A 22,512-nucleotide genomic window follows, 5' to 3' on the forward strand; every position below is an offset into this window, starting at 1 on the left:
TTAGGGAATTTTGTAGAATTTATAGTATTGTGTTCCAGTGATTGTTCTTTATTATGGTTTGAGAGATTATAATTTGCATTTAAAATTTTGCATAAACGGAGGTCGAAGATGGATAGTGTACTTTCTGTAAAAAATCTAAAAAAGTATTATAGCAAGGTAAAGGCAGTTGATGGGATTTCTTTTGAGATTTATCCTGGTGAAGTTGTAGGGCTTATAGGTCCAAATGGTGCAGGGAAAAGCACTACTTTAAAGACTATAATGGGGCTTTTGAGAAAGACGGAAGGAGAAATAAAAGTATGTGGTTATGATTACAAAGATAAAGAAGCGAAATTTAAGCTCGCTTATATACCTGAAACTCCGGATATATACCCTATGCTTACAGTTTGGGAGCACATGAAATTTATTGCTCTTGCCTATAAACTTGAAAATTGGGAAGAAGAGGCTTTAGAATACCTTGAAGCTTATGACCTTATGGATAAAAAGGATGAATTGGGAGCTAATTTATCAAAGGGCATGAGGCAGAAGGTTATGGTAATATGCGGACTTTTACACAAACCAGAGGTTATGCTTTTTGATGAGCCTTTTGTAGGACTTGATCCAAAAGCTATAAGAGAACTTAAAGATACCATAAAAGAGCTTAAAAAAGAAGGGAAGTCTATACTTTTGAGTACACATATGTTAGATTCTGTGCAAAATCTTGGAGACAGGGTGCTTATCTTAAAAACAGGAAAACTCATATATGAGGGCACACTTGAAGAAGTAATGAAAAAGGCAGGACCGGGAGGCTCATTGGAAGATTTGTTTTTGGAGGTAACAAAATGAGTGAGATAAATGCACTTTTTATATTTGAATTGATGAAGATAAAAAATTCAATAAAGGATATTATTAGAAATCCAAACAGAATATTTGTTTATCTTTTTATGTTTTTAGGATATTTTTTGATGCTTATTTCTATTATTCTTGGGAATATGGATAATAAGGCAAAACTTTCTCAAGTAAGTGAGCTCAAGTTATCCTTTTTAGAGGCAGGTTTAGTTATAATAATACTTTTTGAGATAATACTTTCAATATACAGTTCTTTAAAACAGCCTGGAATAATTGTTGAAGATGGAGATATGACTTTTCTTTTTTCATCACCTATAGATGAAAGAAAAATCTTTTTGTGGTATATGGTTAAAGGTATTTTCAAGTATTTTGCTCTTTCGATACTATTTGTGGTGTATCTACCTTTTTTAAGTAATATGATGTCAGTTACTGAATATTCATCAAATTTGGTATATGGATATTTAGGCATATTTACCAATATATTTGCTTTAGTGCCGCTAAATTTTTTAATTTACTCAATTTCAATGAAATTTAATGCAAAAAAATTGATACAGTACATTCTATCTGGTATTTTAATTTTAATTGCAGGTTTTGGATTTTATTTTATATATAAGGCAGGAAGTATATTTGGCATTATTGATTATTTATCTTCTAATGCATGGGACTATGTGCCTATATTGGGGCCTTCAAAGCTACTTATTCTTTCATATTTTACAGGTGAGGGTGCTTATAACTTAGAATTAGTGTTTATACAGTTGTTAACAATAATTAGTATTATTTTGATAGCCTTATATTTTGCAACAGATTATTACGAAGAAGTTATTACTTACAGTGAAAGAGTCAGAGAAATAAGAAATAAAGTTAAAAAAGAAGGCTTTTATAGTTCAGCAGAAGAATCGGCTAAGAAAATAAAAAAGAAAAAAGATGTAGTAATTAATCTACAGCCCAAAGGTCCATGGGCTTATATATGGCTAAAAATGGTTGAAAATAAAAGGAGTTTAGGTTCTATATATTTTAATTACTACAATTTATTTTTACTATTAGCATCAATTGCTTTTGGATATTTTTTGCCCAAGGATGACCCTACTATTATATTTGCAATGTCCTTCTTTTATGCCTATATAACATGGATTTTAAGTTTTGCTTCTACAGTTAGTACAGAATTAAATAAAATGTATATATACATAATTCCGGGAGAGGGAATTGAAAAATTGATAGCTGTTAATCTTATTCCATTACTTAAAGCTTTTATAGCGGCAATACTTATTATTGTTCCGGCATCAATATTTATGAAACCTGGAATTTTAAACACTATTACGGCAATAGTTTTTATTATAAGTTTTTCAACTTTAGACAGTTTTTCTGCTGCATTCATGCAGCTTTTACTTCCTTCAAAACAAGACCTTAAAGTAGCAATGCCTTTATTTAAGATTTTTGGTTTTTTATTTATACTCTTACCAGTAGTAGCAGTAGCGGTTCCCTTAGGTGTTATAACAAAGAATATGGTAATAGGAGTTTTAACAGCGGCTTTAATGATGTTTTTGGAATCGGGAGTGTTTTTACTTTTTGCAAACTTTATATTTGAGAGGTTGGAGCTGAAATAAAGTCCCTTTGTTTTTAACTTTATAATTTATGATGGTATTACAAGGATTTGATAGTGAGATGGGAGTGAGAGCTATGTCAAAAGAAAGAGAATATTATTACATAGGAAAGAGAAGAGGTACTGATATATGGGAAGTTATGCTTAAATATGGTGTACTTTCAGCATCTCATTTTGAAGTTCGATTTCCTGATGATCCAACAATGACACTTTCTGAAGGGAAAGAAGAATTTCTTGAGCTACCTAAAGTTTTTGTGGAGCCATGGAGTGGTATGAAGGGAGCTATTGCTGTAAAAGGGGAGATGACAAAAGAGGCAAGAGAATTATTCTTACAAATTATAGAAACTAGAAGAATAAGGCTTTGGGATTTTATACTTTTTAGAGATGAAAGAAAACTTCTATCAGTTTCAGATTTTGATGACCGCATTGTGACGGAGAATTTTGCTAAAGAATTTATGGAAAAACTCTTTCTTACTTGGTTTGAACCTATTCCAGAACCGGAAATTAAATCAGAGGGAATTTCAAAAGATTTTCTTGAAGAAGTCAGTCAAGCGATTCAAGAAGCCTTATATAAATTGGTACTAGATTTAGAAAATGATAAAAATTGAAGGTGAGGGATAATTTTGGTAGAAGTAGATGGATTGACTAAAGTGTTTAAAAACATAAGGGCAGTAGACAATTTAAGTTTTAGAGTAGAAGAAGGAGAAATATATGGGCTTTTAGGTGAAAATGGTGCTGGTAAAACCACAACTTTAAGAATGCTTGCTACAATGCTTAAGCCTACGAATGGGACAGCCATTATAAATGGAAAAGACTTAATAAAAGAACCAGAAGAGATAAGAAAAGAAGTTGGGATACTTTTTGGAGGAGAAAGCGGTTTATACGACAGGCTTACTGCAAGGGAAAATATACTTTATTTTGCAGAGCTTCATGATATGGATAAAAAGGAGGCAAATAAAAAAATTGATATATTAGCCCGTAAATTTGATATGACTGAATTTATTGATAGACCAGCAGGCAAGCTTTCAAAAGGAATGAAGCAAAAGGTAGCAATTGTGAGGTCAATAATACATGACCCTAAGGTGATGCTTTTTGATGAGCCAACGTCAGGACTCGATGTAGGTTCAGTAAGAGAAGTGCACGACTTTATAAGGTTTTGTAAAGAAGAAGGAAAGACAATTATTTTCTCAAGCCACAGCATGTCAGAGGTAGAAAAACTTTGCGACAAGATAGGCATAATACACAAAGGAAAACTTATAGAGGAAGGGACTATTGCAGATTTAAAGGAGAAATACAAAACAGACAATCTTGAAGAATTATTTATGGAATTGATAGGTGAGAAAATTGAAGTTTAAGCATGTATACATAGTTTTGAAAAAAGAGCTAAAGGACATTTTTAGAGATAAAAAGACATGGATTGTTACAATTTTACTTCCTGCCTTGTTTATTCCTATAATGATGTACATAGTAATAGGTGGAGCAGAAAGCATATCAGAACAAAAAATAAGCGAGACAAAAATAGCAATTATAGATGAAGGAAATAATGCAAAATTTATAAATTATTTAAAATCGACAGGAATAAGTATAGTAACGGGTTTGCAAAATCCCAAAGAAAGTCTTGAAAAAGGCGATATAAGGGCAATTGTAGTTATACCTTCTGATTTTGATAAAAATATAGAAGAAGGCAAGAACGCTGATTTAACAATTCAGGTAGACATGTCAAATATGAAATCTTCAAATGCAGAGAATATGATAAGAGGTCTTATAAAAGAATATGCGAATAATATTGTAAAAGAAAGACTTATAGCTAAAGGCATAGATCCTAAAATATTAGATCCAATTGCAATAAAGACAGAAAATATTGCCTCACAGAGTAAAATGGCAGGGTCTTTTTTAGCATTCATTGTGCCAATGCTTTTGACTTTATGGACGGCAACAGGAGGTATGGGAGCAGCTGTTGATTTGGCGGCAGGTGAGAAAGAAAGAGGTACGTTAGAACCTTTACTTACGACTTCTGCATCAAGGCTTTCTATAATGGCAGGCAAATACTTAGCTGTAACAACCATGGCACTTATAAGTGCTATTGCTTCACTTTTGGGACTTTTTGCTTCCTTTTCTTTAAATAAAGATATGGCATCTTTAAATGCCGATTTTAGGTTGAGTACAACGGCAATAGTTGTCATGTTCGTGGCTGCCTTTTTTACAGCATCAATATTTGCTGCACTGGAGCTTGCTTTAAGTGCATATGCAAAATCTTTTAAAGAAGGGCAGACATATATTTCACCTTTAATGTTTATTGCAATAATTCCGGCATATTTGGTGATGTATAAAATGCCAAATGAAATACCTATATCTTATTTTGCAATACCTGTATTTGGGACTATTTCAATATTTAAAGAATTACTTTATGGAATTATTAATATGACACACATAGGGATATTTGTATTTTCATCAATAGTATATGTGGCTATTAGTATATATATAGCAGCACTAATGTTTAAACAGGAATGGGCACTATTTAGGGTGTAAAAACTTTTATAATTAGCAAATGTAAGTAAAACAAACACTGAGGACGGTTTACTTCATCTGTTTTTTCAGATGAAGCAAACCGTCTTCTATGTTTTAAATTGTAACCGTTTTGTAACCAAAATTTAAGGATTTTTTAATAAATTTTAACATTTAAAGAGGTATAATGGAAGAAAAGGGAGATGCAAGGAGGGTAAAGAGATGAAAGAAAATGAGGTGGAATTAGCTTTTATTGGGTATGTAGCTAGATATGTTAGGTTAGAATCTGTAAAGCTTAAAAAGAAATATCAGGAAGTAAAATATAGGGAACTTTTAATATTGGATACACCAAGAAATAATGAAAAAAGCGAGAGTGAAGAAGGGGCAATTGATAGCATAACATACAGTTATATCTCATTTGAGGATGAGGTAATGGATAAATGTATGCTTTCACAGTATAAAGAATTACTTGAACCAGGGGAATTTGAGGTATTAATGCTAAATGTTGTAGAAGGCGTATCTCAAAAAGAAATTGCATCAATGCTCCACAAAACGCAGTCTTGTATAAGCAAAATGAAGAAAAGGGCTCTTAGAAAATTGGAAGAATTTATAAAGGAAGTTTGAAACTATGGAGGAATGTGAAAGGCTTTTTGAAATTATTTTGAAAGCAAAACAGGGGGATAAAGAGGCTATAGAGGAAATAATAAAGCGCTTTGAGACCTTGATAATGAATAGTGTAAAAGGTGCAGATGAAGAAATAAAAGAAGAGTTAAGGCAGGATTTAATCGAGATTATAATAAGAGCAGTAAAGAATTTTGAGATAAAATGAAAATAAAATTTTGGATCATGGAATATTTTTTAGAAATTTTAGCTTTTATATAGATAGAGGGGGAAATAAAAAAGTGGGAGGTGAAAATGTTTATGAAAAGTATTCCCCGGGAATAAAAGAAGGAGGAGATTAATTATGAGTTTTGGAGGGTAGGGAAATGATTAAAAAACGTAAGATGTTTATAGTGGTATTAGTAGGAGCAATAATCATTATTAGTGTATTTTTTCAAATTTGGGCAAAAGATGTTTTGAGTCCTAATAACAATGAACTAAGAGCAATCAAATCTACTATAGAAGGATTTTATGACACACAATACAGAGCATATCTGCAAATGGAATATATAGACATAACACCCTACTTAGATATGTCCAAAATACAGAATCATAATAAAGTTGTTGCACTAAAGACATTGGTATTTAGAAGGAAGTATATGGATGAGAAAAAATACTGTTATATTGAAAAAAGGCGTTTTCCTTATGAAATTCACTATAAAGATATAGAAATTGATGGGGATAAAGCGAGAGCGGTGATTGATTTAGAGATAAAAGTAAAAGAGGCATACCCGCCGTTTATTTCTTATGGTGAAAATATTTTTGAATTAGAAAAACAGGAAGGAAGATGGAAAATAACCAGACATATTTATAATGAATGGGATTTAAGGGCATATGAGCTTTATACTGATAAAAAATTGTCTGAACCTGACTATGAACAAATAAAAGAACAAATAGACAAAGAATTTAGAATTAAATAACAATTCGTATAAAAATTTGAGTAAACAAAAAATCTACATTTTATGTTTTTTTCACAGTTCTTAAATATAATTTAAAAATCAATTTCGTGTTTTTCAAATTTTTAAAAAATCTGAAAGGAGAAAGTAGTAATGAAAAAGATAATGTTAGTGATATTATGTTTAATTTTAGTAATACCAAATTATGTTGTTTTTGCAAAATCTCTCTCTTCCCAAATTATTGAAGAAGAAAATATTAAAAATACTATTGAATCTTTTTACAACGTACAGTACGACGCATATTTACAAATGCAATATAAAGATATAACTCCTTACCTTGACATGACTAAAATACAAAATCAAAATAAAGTAATAGCACTAAAAAACTTAACAGCAAGAAGAAATTATATTTATCAAAAAGGTTATTGTTATATTGAAAAGACAAGGTTTCCATTAGAGTTCAATTATAAAGGTATTGATATAAAAGATAATCAAGCAAGTGTTATATTAGAAATAAAATTAGATGCACAGAATGCCTATCCGCCTTTTATTTGTGATGGCGAAAATGTATTTAAGTTAACAAAAATGGAAGGTGATTGGAAAATTACAGAACATGATTATAATGAATTAAATTTTTATGAAATTTCAAAAGAAAAATTAATAAAAGAATTTCAACCAAAAGAACTAGCCAAAATGATTGATCGTGAATTTTTTCCTGATTTGAAAGAAAAAGAATATAAAAACTTCAGTGATGTTGAACTAAAAAATAATGCTGGAATTCTTAGTTTACCAGCAGTGAATCATTATTACAACAAATCAAGAGGTGTTGAATATGCAAACAAATATGTATTTAACAGTAATACTAAGTTTTATGTAGCAACTGCTGGGGGCGGAGATTGCACAAATTTTGCCTCCCAAGTTTTATGGTATGGATTTGGTGCAAACGATACTATGGATGACATATTAAATAGAGTGATGATGGTTCCTGGTTCATATGAGGAAGGGTGGTATGCCGGTCCAGGTGGAGGCTCAAAAAATTGGGAGAATGTTGAAGCTTTCTGGACTTATATGACAAGCTTTAAGTCCATTGATACACCTGGACCTCGTGTTATTGTGGTGGATAGTATAAATTCATTAGATAATGGAGGAATAATGCAAATTGATTTTTACAATGACGGTAAATTTGATCATACAGTAATACTTGTTGATAAAGCTACTTTGAAATTTGCTCAACATACATCCAATACCTATCGTTATTATCAAGACTATATAGGTGCAAAAAGATATTTTAATCCATATTATTTTAGAGAAATAGAGTAAGAATTTATAAAAATAATTATGTTTTTTACTACAAACACAGGAAATGGTTATGTTTGTTTGAAGGCAAAAGATTTCTAGAAAATGGAGAACTACAGGTGAGACCACCTGTATTTTTTTAACGTATTATATCAGGTTGTATTGTAACCATTTTGTAACAAAATTTAAGGATTTTTACTAAATTTTAACATTTAAAGAGGTATAATGGAAGAAAGGGGAGAGGCAAGGAGGGAAAAAGAAATGAAAGAAAATGAGGTGGAATTAGTTTTTATTGGGTATTTAGCTAGACATGTTAAGTTTGAATCTGTAAAGCTTAAAAAGAAATATCAAGAAGTAAAATATAGAGGACTTCTAATTTTGGATGCACCAAGAAATAATGAGGAAAGTGAGAGTAAAGAAGAAGTAATTGTCACTAACGGTGTATAATTGACCCAGGAGTAACGAGAAGGAATTGACCCACCCCCTGTCGAAATATCCCTCTGATCTAAAATCAACCAAGAAAGGATCGGAGGGAGATAAAAAATGCTAGGGAGTGGGTCTATTATCATGATACATGAACTCAGGGCAAAAGGCAAGAGTATTCGTGCAATTTCACGAGAAACAGGGCATTCTCGAAACACAATAAGAAAGTATCTCAGAGCAGAGGGAATCCCCGAAAGAAAACCTCGTCCTAAGAGAGGTTCAAAACTTGACCCTTACAAAGATACTATTCATGAGTACATTAACATGGGAATATTTAACTGTGAAGTTATTTACGAAAGAATAAAAGAAGAAGGTTACACTGGAGGAAAGACTATTTTAAGAGACTATGTAAGGCAGTTTAGACCTTCAAAGCATATTCAGGCTGTATGCCGTAATAAAACAAAGCCTGGAGAACAAGCCCAGGTTGACTGGGGTGAATACAATTACATTGATCAGGAAACAGGAGAAGTAAGAAAACTCTATCTCTTTGTCATGGTACTTGGTTATTCAAGAGCAATGTATGTGGAATTCACAAATCGCTGTGATGTTCACACTTTCAATCGCTGCCTTATCCATGGTTTTGAATATTTTGGTGGAGTAACTGACGTTGTACTTACTGACAGAATGAAAACTGTAATCATAGGTACAGATGCAAACAAGAAACCTCTATGGAATGCAGTATTTGAGGACCTTGCAGCAACTTTGGGATTTGTACCCAGAGTTTGCAAAGCTAGGCGTCCACAGACAAAAGGCAAAGTAGAAAGCGGAATAGACTTTGTCAAGGACAATTTTCTGCCCGGGAGAAGATTTTTAGATTATGGTGACTTAAATCGTCAGGCAGTAGAGTGGTGCGATAAGAAAAACAGAAGAGTACATGGTACTACAGGAGAAAGACCAATTGACAGACTAAAGAGGGAAAACTTAAAGCCTTTGCCTTCATTGGATAAATATCAAAAGTTTCTGGAGGAACCAAGGAAGGTACATAAAGATGGTCTTTTGAGTTATGATGGTGTAAGGTATGGAGTACCATGGCAGTACAGCGGGAAAGAGGTAGTTGTAAGAGAGAAAAATGGCAAAATTGAAATTCTCTACGATAGCAAGGTAATAGCAGTACATGACAAACATTATCGTTCAAGAAGTACAGTTTTTCTCAAAGGCCAGTACAAAGGTTTAAAAGCAGCAGAAGGGATGCTTTATCCCAGGCCAAAAGCAATCAAGCTATTTTCACTAGAGGTTGAGAGACGCTCACTTAGTCTTTATGAAAGTCTAGCGGAGGTGACAGGATGTGATAGATCTGGAGAAAGCCAGACTACATCTTGAAGAACTGGGACTTCTGAGTGCAGCTTCTTTACTTGATTCACTCCTTGAAAGAGCGCAGCACAAAAACAGCACATATCTTGACTTATTAAATGAGCTTCTTGAAACAGAGCTTTCAGAAAGGCAGAAGAGAAATATTGAGGTAAGATTCAAACTAGCCCGACTTCCATACCGAAAAACACTAGCAGAATTTGACTTTACATTTCAGCCAAGTATAGATGAGAAGCTGATAAAAGAACTTGCTACGATGGCCCTTGTACACCGTGCGGAGAATGTGATGTTTCTTGGACCTCCTGGAGTGGGTAAGACACATCTAGCTGTAGCACTTGCTGTAGAAGCACTATCGCAGGGAATACCAGTTTACTTTATCACTCTATCAAAACTAATTGAAGACCTTAAAAAAGGTTATGAAGAGAACAGATTAGATAGAAGGATGAGGAACTACATAAGGCCAAGGCTTCTTGTTGTAGATGAAGTAGGGTATTTGCCTTTAGACAACCTTGGAGCAAATCTCTTTTTTCAGCTGATAAGCACACGGTATGAGAGAGGGAGCATAATACTTACAAGCAACAAAGGATTTGGAGAATGGGGTGAACTAATGGGGGATCCGGTTCTTGCAACTGCGGTTTTGGACAGATTGCTGCACCATGCTCATATAATCAACATAAGAGGTAACAGCTATCGTTTAAAGGATAGGTTAAAGACTGGTCTTTATTACGGTAGTCCAAACGGTAAGGCTTAAATTAAAAAAACGCAGGGTGGGTCAATTTAAAACCGTTGAAAATGGGTCAATTTTAAGCCGCTATTGACAGTTATTCAATAGAAGATTTGAAGAGAATAGTAAAATCTATGGCTGAGACAGCAGAAGAAGCAGGTGTGAAAATAGTCGCGGGAGATATAATTTCCTCTCCTATTTTTAAGTATTCTAAGTATTGAATGTATTATACATATATGTTAAGATAACGTTAATATAAATTGTTTGCCACGGCTAATAATTAATAACTTTTAAAATTTTTATTGAGAAAGGATGGTGGATAGGTTGTTTACAGGAGAGAAGGTAAGACTCAGGGCTTATAGGAAAGAGGACGTGGAACTCGCTTTGAAATATATAAATGACCCGGAAGTAAAAAGATATTTGACTCCGGGAATTCCATATCCTTTAACGCTAGAGGATGAATACAAATGGTTTGAAAGTTTATCTTCTTCAAAGGACACATATAGTTTTGCAATTGAAACCCTTGAGGATGGAAAGTACATAGGAGGCTGTGGAATAAATGGAATTGACTGGAAAAATAAAGTGGCGGTTGTGGGAATTTTTATCGGTGACAAGGAATATTGGGGAAAGGGATACGGCACGGATGCAATGAAAGTACTGATAAGATTTATATTTGAACAGATGAACATGAACAGAGTGGAATTATACGTGTATTCCTTTAACACTCGTGCTATAAAATCTTATGAAAAATGTGGATTTGTTAAAGAAGGTGTATTAAGAAAGAGGTTGTTTAGAGATGGCAGATACTATGATGAGTATATAATGAGCATATTAAAAGAGGAATTTGATGAGAAATATGGAAGGAGATAAACAGGAATTTAAAGTAAGCGAGGAAAGTAATTCGTAAATTTTTTTAATAAATTTTTGATTTAAAAGTATTTTAGTAATATGTCAGGAAGGTGATAAAAAATTCAAAAAATTTAATAAAATAACCTAAAAAGGGCTTAGCAAAGCTAACCATCACGCAATAAGCTGATGAAAATTAATGTAAAATACAGTTATAGGATAATATGTTAACTTATACAATCATCTCCTTTCATTATTGGAGATTTATAAAGTTTTTCTTCGCGCAGCAGAGTGAAGACTAATTACGCGCAGTCAATACAAGAGCACGTTTATGCTTGTGAGTTTTGCTTTCTTTAAATTTGCGGGCATAGTATTGTGAGAACTCAGCTAAATACTTCCTGAGTCAGCTGCTTAAATAAATCTGAGATACTAATTACCAGTACGCTTGAGATATATGTCCTCCGCTTTAAAATCAGCAGACTGGTACTCTGACCAATAAAGGCCGGAAAATTTTGCAAGGGTATTATTATTATCAAACCTTGAGATTCCGCCTATCTCAGATATTAAGTTGGCTGCGATGGCTAGTAAGCCTCTGGAAAGCAAGATATCTAAAATCTACAGAACAAGATTTGGAGAGCCTACTGAATCTCAGTTTTTCAGCAATAGCAAAGGCATCAATTCATAACAAAATTACAAAACAAACGCTGGGGACGGTTTCTCTTGTCTGAATGATTTAAAATTTAGGCAAGAGGAACCGTCCCTTGTGTTTTAATTATTTGGGGTGTAAAAAATTTTTTATAATTTGCAAATAGCAGGGTCACCCTGTATTTTTTTGCTTGTATATAGGACGGCAATTTACATTGTAATTATTTTGTAACAAAATTTAAGAATTTTTTAATAAATTTTGGCACTTAAAGAGGTATAATGGAAGAAAAGGGAGAGGTAAGGAGGGGAATTTAGAAAAATGAGCGAAAATAAAGGTGGTAAAAATCTCAAACGTGCGTTATTTTGGGTTTTACTAATGGTTTTTGTTGTGGTAGCATTGATAGGATATGATTATTATAACTACAATAGAAGCCATCCATTTTTATACAATACTAATAAGGCTCCTGACTTGAATTATTCTACACAAAGTAAGAATTTTAAAATTTATACTCTAATTGAGGTAGGGAAGAAATATCAATTTTCTGGCAATGAAACTTCTGAATGGGCTAAAAATGCAAAAGAAGCTCAAGAATCTAATAAATATACCTCTTTACAGTATACAATCATAATAAAAAATATTAGTGATAAAGTTATAAGAGACTTTAAAGCACAAGCATTTGTTGACGAAGGATTGCAGCCTTATATAATGTCTGGGATATTATATTTCGGTACTCTAAATCAGCAGAAGATAGATTTAAATGTGAAAAATAATGAGAAGATGGATTATATGACAGAAATTAGTCGGTTTACCTGGTTGCCAAATATAAATCAAATTGATGTGAAAGATAGGGAAAAAATTTTGGAAGCCATTAAAAAGCCTATAAAACTCATAATTAAGTGGAGGGATGGAGAAGAATATTTACTTTTAGAAAATGCTGAAGTGAAGATATATTGAATTTGGCATGTAAAGTTAATGGATTTTATGAAAATCATTTGCTTCACTAGAAGCATTTACAGAATTGAATAATATGTTTTGGGGTGCACCAAAATAGTTTACAAAGTTAAGGAAAATAGATATGAGTTAGGTGAATTTTAAAAAATTTACTTAAAAACCCGAATGACAAGGAAAGTCAGGAGAGGTTTTTTGAGTTGATAAAGAAAATTGAAAAATAAATTAAAAACAACAGGAGACTCCTTTTTATTTTTTTGGACAAAATGGATATTTTGCCCTTATCTTTGGATTTAGAGTTCAGACAAAAGGAACCGTCCCCTCTGTCTTAAAAATAAATTTCTCTTGTTTTTTGCTCTAAATTTGTATATTATGGTAATAGGTTACTTTCTATTCATCTTTTGCTGTGGTATTTACAAAATATTTGGAGGGATTGCTTTGAAGAAAATATTTGTGAATGAAAGTGGGCAAATGCGTTCAGGCTGGAAAATTGCTATTTTGATAGCAGGAACTTTTGTCATCACATTGTTACTTGCGTTTTTAGCTTTTTTTATAATCGGCTTGATAGGTGGTTATTTAAAGTATACGGCGCAGAAACTTTACCTTTTATTGATGGTGGGAGAAGAGCGATTTTATCTTTTCACTACTATAAGTTTTTTGTCTACAGTAATCATGATAACTTTAATGCTAAAATTTATAGACAAGAAAAGATTTAAAGATATAGGCTTTATTTCTATAAAAGAGGGTTATAGGAACTTAATAGCAGGCTTTTTTATTGGAGCTTTTTCCATTGTAATAATTGTTTTGATACTTTACATAATAGGGGCTGTAACAATCGAAAGAAATAGTAATATAAGTGCTTACTATTTACTTGGTGGCATGTACGCTTTTATTCTTGTGGGTTTGGAAGAAGAGCTCATGAGCAGGGGATATATTATAAATGCATTAAACCAGATGGGGAAGCCATGGCTTTCTGTTTTGATTTCTTCCATTATTTTTTCACTCATGCATATTCTAAATCCTAATATAGTATTCCTTGGGCTTTTAAATATATTTCTCATAGGTGTTTTATTTTCCTACATGTATCTAAAGACAGGGAATCTGTGGATGCCGATTGGATATCACATATCATGGAATTATTTTCAAGGTTACATATTCGGGTTTAATGTGAGTGGCAATGCTATGAGAGGCATTTACAATGCTTTTCCGAAAAACAATTTCCTCTCCGGAGGGGAGTTTGGACTGGAAGGAGGAATAATTACTACTCTTGTTATCTTAATTACTTTTTTAATACTGTATTATTATTTTGAAAGATACAGAAAAGTGCAAGAAGTAGAATTGGGATAAAAAGAAGGGATAGCAGTGAATATTGACGAAAGAGTTTTAGGTATAGACGGTGCTAAAGGCGGATGGGCTGTAGCTACTTGTAAAAATGGGAAGGCTTTTGTGCAATTTTTTAAAAAAATTGAGGATGTATGGCATTCTTACAGGGATAAATTAGAACTTGTTCTCATTGATATTCCCATTGGTCTTCCTCATTCGGAGAAAAGGTATAGAAGCTGTGATGAAGAAGCGAGGAAATTTCTGGGGTATCCTCGCTCTTCCAGTATATTTTCTCCTCCTTGCAGAGAAGTTTTTAAGGCTAGAGATTATAAAGAGGCACTAGCTATAAATAAAAAGATTTTGGGGAAAGGGTTGTCAAAACAAGCCTGGAATATTGTTCCCAAAATAAAGGAAGTGGATGAATTTGTAATTAAAAATCCAGAAGCAGTTAAATTTTTAAAAGAATCTCATCCAGAGGTGGCTTTTAAAGGCTTAAAAGGAGAGGTAGCAAAATTTAGTAAAAGAGATGAGGAAGGGTATAAAGAGAGAATAGAGTTTTTAAGAATACTTTTTAGAAAGTTTGGATGTGAGATAGTTGAAGATAAAATTAAAGGCTTAAGAAGAGACGATATAGTAGATGCTTTGATTTTACTTGCAACAGGGATTTTGGCTATTAAGAAAGAGGGAAATATATGCTCTTTCCATACAAATTTTAAAGAAAAAGACCTTTTGGGGCTGCCAATGGAAATTTTCTTTGTAAAATTTAGCAGGTTAAATGAAATTTTTATAGAATAAATATTATTGTAAAAAAGTGTGAAGAGGGGGAGCAAAATGGCAGGTAATTATAGCGGTTTCTTTATAAAAGGGGAGGATGGAGCAGATATATACCTTCATCTTTGGGTGCCAGAGGAAATTCCCAGGGGTATTATTCAGGTATTTCATGGAATGGCTGAACAGGGGGAAGATACCAAAATTTTGCCCGTTATATGAATGAAAAAGGATTTGTAGTATGTGCCGATGACCATAGAGGTCACGGGAAAACAGCAGGGAGCCTGGATAATGTAGGTTACATAGGAAAAGATGGCTTTAATAAGATAGTAGAAGATGAATATCTGATAATGAAGTTTTTGAAAGAAAAATACGGAAATCTTCCCATTGTTATATTTGGCCATAGTTTTGGATCTTTTGTGGCTCAAGAGTTTATGATAAGGTATGGCAAAGAAGTTAATGGCGTTATATTGAGCGGTTCCTCTGCAGTTAAGGAATTGCCTCTTAGATTTGGTTATGCTTTGGCTTTTATTGAAAAAACACTTTTTGGTGAGAAAAAGAGGAGCAAAGTTTTAGATAAATTAACGTTTGGAAGTTACAATAAAAAAATAAAAGGAGATAATTTGAGCAAATTTGAATGGCTTTCAACAGATAAGGAAGAGGTTAAAAAATATGAAGAAGACCCTTATTGTGGCGGCGTCTTTACAGCGGGATTTTTTTATTATTTCTTTAGAGGGCTTTTAAATATATTTAAGCCTCAGAGGTTAGTTAAAATACCGAAGGATTTACCTTTATTTATTATTTCAGGAGAAGAAGACCCTGTCGGTGAATACGGTAAATTGGTAAGGAGGTTGTATGAGCTGTACAAGAGCATGGGATTAAAACGGGTTGATATGAAGCTTTATCCGGGGAAAAGGCATGAACTTCTCAATGAAGTTGGGAAAGAGGAGGTTTATAAAGATATTCTCACATGGAGTGAAAAGAAAGTATTAAATTATTCTTAATAACACCATGTAAAATGGCATTATGATAACGCTCAATATTGTTGTATATGTAATCATACTTGTGGCAAATTCATAATCTGCTCCGTAAACTCTTGCTATAATTGCTGAATTTACAAGTACAGGCATTGCTGACATTATGACAAATACATCCCTCATAAGCTTTGGCACAGGGATGAATATGTTTAGAAGCAATACAAGGGCAGGAGTTATTAAAAATCTTCCAATGAAAACTAGAATGGCATCTTTGTCAAGTTTAAATTTATCAAAACCCATTTCATGAATGACTATGCCAATGTAGAATATTGATAAAGGAGTAGTGAGATTTCCAATCATTCTAAAGCTTTCAAAGAGAAATTTTGGAAGAGAAATATTTGCAAGCACAAAAATTACTCCTATTATAAAACCTAAAAGGGGAGGATTGAATATTCTCTTTATTGTATCCCAGTTTACAACGTTTCTTTCTTTTCCATTTACATCTCTTATAACACTATATACTCCTAAAGTCCACAATATTGTAGTGTTTGCCATGTAATATAAAAGCGCGTAAGGTGTTGCTATATCTCCAAAAAGAGCTTGAGCCATAGGTAGTCCAACAAAAATAGTATTTGAGAGGGAGAATATCACTACAAAAACACCTTTTCTTCCCTTTTTTATTTTAAAAGTTTCAGCAAATATGTAAGCCACTATATAGGATAGAAGTATAGATAAAAACGGAATTAAAAGTCCTCTTACTGAGTGTTCTAGTTGTTCTTTAGAAAAAGTTGTAGAAATGTTTACAATCATATTAAGAGGTAAAGATACATTAATTACAAGCTTTGCAAAAAGGTCTGATGTTGATTTATCAAACCACCCTATTTTGGATAAATAATAGCCAAGCACCAGTATGAATACAATTATAAGAACTCCCTGGACTGCAGAGAAGAAAGTCTCCATCAAAAAAGCCTCCTTATGAGAGAGTACAGCACTGTGTTTAGATTTATTTATTAAGGATAACATAAAATGATAAAAATTTCAAAGAGGGAAGATATTATATGTAACAACAAAAAGATCAACTGGATGTATAATGTTGTTAAAGAAGTTTTAGGAGGAGTAAGTATGAAAAAAATATTTATTGGCTTGTTAATTTTAACTTTATTTTTTAGTGGGTGCCAGATTAATGTCAAAAATCATGATAATTTAGCAAAGCCCCCCAACCAAAATGTAAGTGAAGATGTTACTCCTAATGATATCCAAAATGAAAAATGGAGATGGAGTTTCAAAGATAATAAGATTTCATCCTTGAAAGACTTGCAATTATATAATAGTGATGATGGGGGAAAAACATGGACACAAATTTATATTCCTGTTGATAAAATTCCTGAGAGTGCTTATAAAGATGCTGAGAATATAGTACCTTACTTTATGGATAATAATGTGTGGATAGCATGGATTGTCCCCCAAACATTACATATACTTAAAACAAAAGATGGAGGTTTACATTGGGATATATTTAAATTTGAAATCGGCAAATATGGAGAAGCTATATCAGTTCTTCAATTTGTTACTCCTGAAGAGGGTTGGATTTTGACCACAATGAATGGTGCAGGAATGCAGATAAATTATTTATTGAAAACCAATGACGGAGGTAAAAGGTGGGAAAATGTGAATATAACAGGCAAAAAGAACTATGATGGGATTTATAGTGCGGCAGATCGTTCAAATATGAAATTTTACAACAAAAATAATGGATGGATTAGTATCTCAAACAACTTAGGTCCTGCTCCACTGCTTTTTAGAACAACAGATGGTGGGAAAAGTTGGTCAAAAATAGAATTATCTGTGCCTGAGATTTATAAGAATTGTTATCTTTCATCTGCAAATGTACCTGTATTTGCTGATAATAAACAGGGGAAATTAATTTTGGAACTTTATGGGCCTAATAAAGATAATAAATTAGAAAAACATATTTTAGTTTATGAAACAATAGATGGGGGTAATACGTGGAGATTAAGAAAGAATTAATAATTTGTAACCAATTTGTAATATCTGATAAACGAAATAATGGTATAATGATGGTAGAAATATTTTGGAAAGGGAAATATTAAAAAGGGGGTAGATGTTATTGAAAAAGAGGTTGGTATTGGTTATTAGTGCTATTCTAATGGTGTCGTTTTTTACCGTAATTGCTTTTGCGAATAGTACAATCAAATTGATTGTCAATGGTAGTGAAATTAAGCCAGATGTGCCACCGCAGATTATCAATGGAAGGACAATGGTGCCAATTAAGTGGGTAGCTGAAGCCGTAGGGGCAGAGGTGAAGTGGGACAAACAAGACAGAATTGTTACGATTTCTTTTAGTGATAAAGTAGAAACGGATTTGATTAGCAATTATTTGCGAACAGCTGAAACTCCTAAGCATTTTGTAGAAAACTTTGCCCATGCCTTGCAAGATCGAAATGGAGCTGTTGCTCGTTTGTTTTTAAGTCCCAAAATTAGGGGGCAAATAAAACCTGAAATAATAGGTCCTTCTACACCTGTAACAAAAATAGAAATTAAAGAAGTTTCTTATAGTAATTATTATTGGGTATATAATGTTAAGGCATATTATGGTCCTTATGATAATAATTCACCAACATTAGCTTTTGAAATAAAGTTGACAGTAGAACCAGAAAGATATCCTGACTGTTCAGTGGTTTCGAGTAGGTATTTTATTACCAAATTGGATTGGATTAATGGTAAGACTGAATTTATACCTAATTAAAGAGAAATATTGTCTGGGTTTAAGAAAGTTTCAGAGAAAAAGTTTTCTTGAATGGGTTATATACCATAAATAGATATAGGGGATTGGGCTTATTGTAGCTAAAGGCTAATAAGATATAACAATCAATATCGTAATTTTAATATTAATTGTTTCTCTTAACTCTTATTGATGATGCTGGAAAGATATAGATGATAAATTTTGAAATTAATGAAAACATATATTTTAAGGAGTGAGTCTGGATGAGAAAACTTCTCATTATTTTAATGGTAATATTATTTTTGAGTGGCTGCTATATTAATATCACAAAAACTGATAAAGACAGCTCAGAAAGCATTATACCTCCTGTGTCTAAAACAAAAGAAAATTTTAGTGAAAAAAAAACAAACAAAATAAATATTAGTGAACTTCCTAAAAGCAAGGAAGAGACTGCGACTATTGAAGGTGTGGATTATAAAGTTTCATATACACTTTTTGATTGTTCTAAATTATCACCTGGTTTTATAACTTATATTCCGGAAAACATGGAAACAAGTATTAATAATTTTGGAGATGGAAGCACAACTGTGCGTATAGAAACTTCAAAAATAATAAATGGACAATTTCTTCATGACTATGACTATATTGAAATAACTTTTTTGCCGAGAAATGTAGATAAATCTTATGCAATTGAAAAAGTAAAAGGTCTTGCAAACAAATATAAGCTTAAAGAAGAGCAAAAGATTTTTAATTGGGCGATATTTCAGAGGAATGGAGTTTATGGAGTTATAGTTTTAGGAGAGCATGAAGGGAGATATTTCTATATTATTATTCATCCTACTCTTGAATCGTCAGACATGTTTAATCCAATAGCTAAAAATGTAATCAAGGAATTTATATGGGTAGATACAGGTACGAGATTATAAAAAATTACTCCCTCACATTTTAATTGTGAGGGAGTTTTAGTTTAGGTATCAGGTAGCAATGCAGACCAAGTTTGAGAACCAACAATTCCATCAGGTGTTAAGTTATGGTCTTTTTGAAACTTTATAACTGCGTTTTTCGTAATATCTCCAAAAATTCCATCTATATCAGTAAGTGTGAGATAACCATTGTAATATAGTGCATCCTGGCAAGTTGCTACATAAACATTTTGACTACCGTATTGAACTATTGGATAATATGGGGAACCTGGATCTCTTGCATCACCATGAACATGACTGCTATAATCTGGTTCAACGAAAGTCCAATAGGATAGAGCAATTTTATACATTTGCTCTAATGTTATATTTCCGTAATAAGGGACCATATCTAATGCTTTTCCTGCCATATGTTGAGAATATTTTGCTACTTGTCCAGGATATTTACTTGCTAAATCTTTATTGTGTTTAACAGAGCAATATGCGGGTGACACGTATAGGAGTTCCTATTGCTTTTCTATAGTTATTCCATTGATTTAGTGTTTTTGTATCTGTAAAAATATAAGTAGTATATAATTTATCAAAATCAGAGCTATAATCTGCCAATTCGTATACTGATAAATTTTCTGTTTTTGGCATTGGTTCTAATCCTTTTAGAGTATATCTTTCCCATTGAGAAGTATTTGTATTAAATATGTTTACTGAGAAAATTGTATTTTTAAGATCGGTACTCATAAGATTCCACCTCCTTCTATTATTTATTTTTTCAAGGACTAATCGGCCGATTTACCCTTCTACCTATTAAAGAGAGTTTTATATGCTAATTTACAACCCATCTAAGAAATCTTCTCCTAAAAATTCTCTCATTTTTTTCAATGCTCTTTTCTTTGTTTTATTTACTGCCTGCTGCGAAATATGGAGCTTTAAAGCTATTTCCTTTTCTTTTTTCCCATATAAAATCGTTTCAATTATTATTTCTTTTTGCAAGGGAGTTAGTTTTTGCAGTGCTTCTTCTATTGCAAGCTTGGTTTCTATATTTTGAGCATTTTCACTATCACTGCTAACACTTTCTTCATCTTCAATGAGAAGTTCTTTTTCCTTAATCTTGTTATATTTTATAGAAAGTCTTATGTATTCATTTTTCATGCCTTTTGCGATGTATGAGATTAATTTTTCATCATTTATATTGAGCATAAAAATCACCCTTTAAGTTTAGTAATTGTTTTCAAAAGCCATAGTAATAGGTCTTCTTCGGCACCATCATATCCAAGTTTTTTCTTGTATTTATTGAGTAGGGGTTTAAATTTATCGATAATTTCTAATAACTTTTTTCATCTTTTTCTTTTGGTTTTGTACTGGGAAGAGATTTATTTTTCAATTTAATCACCTTCACATGAAAAAATTACCTTCTATATATTAAAGAGCTATTTTTAGTATAAAAAACAACCCATGATAAGGAATTTTTTACAAGTAAAGAGTAAATATCTAAAGTAGCTGAATACTTGATACTAACTATTATAGCAAGATTTTCTAAAGAATTTATTAAGGGGAATTAATAAAAATTTAATAATTTGTAACCAATTTGTAATATCAGATGGACGAAATAATGGTATAATGATAATATGAGTAGAAACATTGGATGCTTGGGTGAAAGATTAAAAAGTTTTTAAAACAGTAATTGGGGAGATAAGATGAGAGGAAGATATTTTTTAATTTTTGTACTTGGAATAATAATCGGTGTATTAATATCACAGGGATTTACGAAATATGAAGACAAGGAGGTAATAACTAGAAATACAGAAAACATTGATTTGGCAAATCCAATTTCTCAAAAAGAAATTTTGAAACAATTAAAGGAAAGTACATCTTTTGATATGTCACAAATACCCGTGTATGGATCTGAACTTTGTGGAGGAATATGGAAAGATTATGACGTTGATTCTGCTTCATTTGATGATTGGAAATTACCTAAAGTGTGGCAAAAATATATTTATTCTCAAGATGATAAAACAGACCCTACATCTATTAACAATGATTCCAATGATAATTTTTTATACATAACGCTTCAAGGAGTTGTTTTCTTATATTCTCCACCTGACGGTAGGTATTGGCCGCCTGTGCCTATGTTTGGTGATATACCACCTGGTTCAGTAATAGTTGCACAGCATGTTCCTATAAAACCTGCTGTTGAATCAGGTATAATACCTGTATATCATGGGCAAGCATTTATAAAGGGTTATCCTTTGCCTGAAGAATGGAAAAGAGCATTAAAGTAAATGTAACAATTTTTTATTAAAGAGGGACTGATAAAGTTACAGTCCCTCTTTAATAAATATAATTGTACGAATCTTGCCAACCCGAATTTATTACAATATTAATTAGAGATTGTCCAGGCTGCGTATCTGTTCCACTAAAATAATGACCAGCATCCCATTCAGATGCACCAAGAGCTTCTAAAACAGAATATAGAGCTTGATGTTCATAATATGTCAATTGTTGAGGAGTTGTGAACTCAGGAATATCATTTAATCCATAATGTGTTACGCCTTGAGCTGTTACTGTATTTCCATTATCATTTTTTACTGTTGCTGTTTTTCCTCCCGCTTTATAACCGATGTTATAGAACGTTGAAAGTTTAGTTGGAAAGCCAAAAATGTCTATATGACTGCCATCATTGTAATAATTCATTTGTGTTATATAAGCTTGCACACCGTCGTTTAAGGTACAAAATATAGGAAATGCATTTCCAGTACTACCTCCACAATATCCACTCACACATATTCCACTTGGAGCCCATGTTTGAAATGCAGGATTTTTTATTGGCATTCCCCATTCTTGATACCAATGAGCTAATATTGCAGCAACGGGCAATTGTAAGGAGCGTGAAGCTGTTTGTGCATAACTTAAATAGTTGTTTACAAAAGTTGTATAATTTGGTTTTGGGCTTGTTGGACAAGTAGCCATAAAAATCTACCTCGCTTTTATTATTTTTTCGAAGGACTAATCGGCCGATTTACCCTTCTACCTATTAAAGAGAGTTTTAT

The 22,512-nt window shown here is 32.4% G+C and carries 25 protein-coding genes and 2 pseudogenes; 21 read left to right on the top strand and 6 right to left on the bottom strand.

The window, feature by feature from the left end:
- Window positions 1-108 precede the first annotated feature (108 nt).
- The 13 genes from OEI98_RS02230 (at window position 109) to OEI98_RS02290 (ending at window position 11,167) form a co-directional block, all read left to right on the top strand.
- Entirely contained in the window at window positions 109-822 is a 714-nt protein-coding gene (locus tag OEI98_RS02230; RefSeq protein ID WP_266039335.1) for an ABC transporter ATP-binding protein, read from the top strand.
- Complete coding sequence (locus tag OEI98_RS02235) at window positions 819-2,429, top strand: putative ABC exporter domain-containing protein (RefSeq protein WP_266039337.1); 1,611 nt, start codon at window positions 819-821, stop codon at window positions 2,427-2,429. Before OEI98_RS02230 ends, OEI98_RS02235 begins: the two co-directional genes overlap by 4 nt.
- 73 nt (window positions 2,430-2,502) lie before the next feature.
- Entirely contained in the window at window positions 2,503-3,033 is a 531-nt protein-coding gene (locus tag OEI98_RS02240) for a hypothetical protein (protein ID WP_323053805.1), read from the top strand.
- A gap of 15 nt (window positions 3,034-3,048) precedes the next feature.
- On the top strand, window positions 3,049-3,780 hold the full coding sequence (locus tag OEI98_RS02245; RefSeq protein ID WP_266039341.1) for an ATP-binding cassette domain-containing protein: 732 nt from the start codon (window positions 3,049-3,051) through the stop codon (window positions 3,778-3,780).
- Entirely contained in the window at window positions 3,761-4,954 is a 1,194-nt protein-coding gene (locus tag OEI98_RS02250) for an ABC transporter permease (protein ID WP_266039343.1), read from the top strand. Before OEI98_RS02245 ends, OEI98_RS02250 begins: the two co-directional genes overlap by 20 nt.
- A gap of 198 nt (window positions 4,955-5,152) precedes the next feature.
- The gene (locus OEI98_RS02255) at window positions 5,153-5,554 is read left to right on the top strand and encodes an RNA polymerase sigma factor (protein ID WP_266039345.1); all 402 of its coding nucleotides are present in this window, start codon (window positions 5,153-5,155) and stop codon (window positions 5,552-5,554) included.
- A 4-nt stretch (window positions 5,555-5,558) separates the two neighbouring features.
- Window positions 5,559-5,759 (top strand): helix-turn-helix domain-containing protein, encoded by a 201-nt coding sequence (locus tag OEI98_RS02260; protein ID WP_043884069.1) that lies wholly within the window; start codon window positions 5,559-5,561, stop codon window positions 5,757-5,759.
- 157 nt (window positions 5,760-5,916) lie between these two features.
- Window positions 5,917-6,510 (top strand): hypothetical protein, encoded by a 594-nt coding sequence (locus tag OEI98_RS02265; protein ID WP_266039350.1) that lies wholly within the window; start codon window positions 5,917-5,919, stop codon window positions 6,508-6,510.
- Between the two features lie 129 nt (window positions 6,511-6,639).
- Complete coding sequence (locus tag OEI98_RS02270) at window positions 6,640-7,806, top strand: amidase domain-containing protein (protein WP_266039352.1); 1,167 nt, start codon at window positions 6,640-6,642, stop codon at window positions 7,804-7,806.
- Between the two features lie 237 nt (window positions 7,807-8,043).
- Entirely contained in the window at window positions 8,044-8,229 is a 186-nt protein-coding gene (locus OEI98_RS02275) for a hypothetical protein (protein WP_266039369.1), read from the top strand.
- A gap of 96 nt (window positions 8,230-8,325) precedes the next feature.
- Window positions 8,326-9,585 (top strand): IS21 family transposase, encoded by a 1,260-nt coding sequence (gene istA, locus OEI98_RS02280; RefSeq protein WP_266039371.1) that lies wholly within the window; start codon window positions 8,326-8,328, stop codon window positions 9,583-9,585.
- The gene (gene istB / locus OEI98_RS02285) at window positions 9,551-10,324 is read left to right on the top strand and encodes an IS21-like element helper ATPase IstB (RefSeq protein WP_266039373.1); all 774 of its coding nucleotides are present in this window, start codon (window positions 9,551-9,553) and stop codon (window positions 10,322-10,324) included. The genes istA and istB overlap by 35 nt, the downstream gene beginning before the upstream one ends.
- A 297-nt stretch (window positions 10,325-10,621) precedes the next feature.
- Window positions 10,622-11,167 (top strand): GNAT family N-acetyltransferase, encoded by a 546-nt coding sequence (locus OEI98_RS02290; protein ID WP_416237344.1) that lies wholly within the window; start codon window positions 10,622-10,624, stop codon window positions 11,165-11,167.
- Between the two features lie 203 nt (window positions 11,168-11,370).
- Here OEI98_RS02290 and OEI98_RS14960 read toward each other — a convergent pair.
- Window positions 11,371-11,722: pseudogene (locus OEI98_RS14960) on the bottom strand (transposase); the annotation flags it as partial.
- A 385-nt stretch (window positions 11,723-12,107) separates the two neighbouring features.
- On the opposite strand from OEI98_RS14960, the gene OEI98_RS02300 reads away from it, so the two are divergent.
- The 4 genes and pseudogenes from OEI98_RS02300 to OEI98_RS02320 all read left to right on the top strand — a co-directional run bounded on the left by OEI98_RS02300 (window position 12,108) and on the right by OEI98_RS02320 (window position 15,832).
- On the top strand, window positions 12,108-12,743 hold the full coding sequence (locus OEI98_RS02300; RefSeq protein WP_266039377.1) for a hypothetical protein: 636 nt from the start codon (window positions 12,108-12,110) through the stop codon (window positions 12,741-12,743).
- Between the two features lie 432 nt (window positions 12,744-13,175).
- Window positions 13,176-14,084: a CPBP family intramembrane glutamic endopeptidase gene (locus tag OEI98_RS02305; protein ID WP_266039379.1), complete on the top strand. Its 909-nt coding sequence runs from the start codon at window positions 13,176-13,178 to the stop codon at window positions 14,082-14,084.
- Window positions 14,085-14,099: 15 nt separating this feature from the next.
- Window positions 14,100-14,855 carry a DUF429 domain-containing protein gene (locus tag OEI98_RS02310; RefSeq protein ID WP_266039381.1) on the top strand — a complete coding sequence of 252 codons (756 nt, stop codon included), beginning with the start codon at window positions 14,100-14,102 and terminating at the stop codon, window positions 14,853-14,855.
- A gap of 36 nt (window positions 14,856-14,891) precedes the next feature.
- Window positions 14,892-15,832 (top strand): annotated as a pseudogene (locus tag OEI98_RS02320) (lysophospholipase).
- Here OEI98_RS02320 and OEI98_RS02325 read toward each other — a convergent pair.
- Entirely contained in the window at window positions 15,818-16,765 is a 948-nt protein-coding gene (locus OEI98_RS02325; protein ID WP_004402040.1) for an AEC family transporter, read from the bottom strand. The pseudogene OEI98_RS02320 and the gene OEI98_RS02325 sit on opposite strands and share 15 nt — an antisense overlap.
- 66 nt (window positions 16,766-16,831) lie before the next feature.
- On the opposite strand from OEI98_RS02325, the gene OEI98_RS02330 reads away from it, so the two are divergent.
- From OEI98_RS02330 to OEI98_RS02340, 3 genes are all read left to right on the top strand, one after another.
- Window positions 16,832-17,833: a WD40/YVTN/BNR-like repeat-containing protein gene (locus tag OEI98_RS02330; RefSeq protein ID WP_266039386.1), complete on the top strand. Its 1,002-nt coding sequence runs from the start codon at window positions 16,832-16,834 to the stop codon at window positions 17,831-17,833.
- A 94-nt stretch (window positions 17,834-17,927) separates the two neighbouring features.
- Window positions 17,928-18,572, top strand: a complete 645-nt coding sequence (locus OEI98_RS02335) for a copper amine oxidase N-terminal domain-containing protein (protein WP_033426650.1) — start codon at window positions 17,928-17,930, stop codon at window positions 18,570-18,572.
- 239 nt (window positions 18,573-18,811) lie between these two features.
- Window positions 18,812-19,474: a hypothetical protein gene (locus OEI98_RS02340; RefSeq protein WP_004402036.1), complete on the top strand. Its 663-nt coding sequence runs from the start codon at window positions 18,812-18,814 to the stop codon at window positions 19,472-19,474.
- A 41-nt stretch (window positions 19,475-19,515) separates the two neighbouring features.
- On the opposite strand, the gene OEI98_RS02345 is transcribed toward OEI98_RS02340, so the two are convergent.
- From OEI98_RS02345 to OEI98_RS02355, 3 genes are all read right to left on the bottom strand, one after another.
- The gene (locus tag OEI98_RS02345; protein ID WP_323053761.1) at window positions 19,516-19,878 is read right to left on the bottom strand and encodes a peptidoglycan-binding domain-containing protein; all 363 of its coding nucleotides are present in this window, start codon (window positions 19,876-19,878) and stop codon (window positions 19,516-19,518) included.
- A 58-nt stretch (window positions 19,879-19,936) separates the two neighbouring features.
- Window positions 19,937-20,203, bottom strand: coding sequence for a hypothetical protein (locus OEI98_RS02350; protein ID WP_266039390.1), 267 nt, complete (start codon window positions 20,201-20,203; stop codon window positions 19,937-19,939).
- Window positions 20,204-20,293: 90 nt separating this feature from the next.
- Window positions 20,294-20,662, bottom strand: coding sequence for a sigma-70 family RNA polymerase sigma factor (locus tag OEI98_RS02355; RefSeq protein ID WP_004402034.1), 369 nt, complete (start codon window positions 20,660-20,662; stop codon window positions 20,294-20,296).
- A gap of 497 nt (window positions 20,663-21,159) precedes the next feature.
- Between OEI98_RS02355 and OEI98_RS02360 the strand changes: the two genes are divergently transcribed.
- Window positions 21,160-21,744, top strand: a complete 585-nt coding sequence (locus OEI98_RS02360) for a hypothetical protein (RefSeq protein ID WP_266039391.1) — start codon at window positions 21,160-21,162, stop codon at window positions 21,742-21,744.
- Window positions 21,745-21,793: 49 nt separating this feature from the next.
- Here the strand turns inward: OEI98_RS02360 and OEI98_RS02365 are convergent, their stop codons facing one another.
- Window positions 21,794-22,432 carry a hypothetical protein gene (locus OEI98_RS02365; RefSeq protein WP_266039392.1) on the bottom strand — a complete coding sequence of 213 codons (639 nt, stop codon included), beginning with the start codon at window positions 22,430-22,432 and terminating at the stop codon, window positions 21,794-21,796.
- Window positions 22,433-22,512 lie beyond the last annotated feature (80 nt).

Origin of the sequence: Thermoanaerobacter sp. RKWS2 (genome assembly GCF_026240795.1) — a bacterium.
Taxonomy (GTDB): Bacteria; Bacillota; Thermoanaerobacteria; order Thermoanaerobacterales; family Thermoanaerobacteraceae; genus Thermoanaerobacter; species Thermoanaerobacter ethanolicus.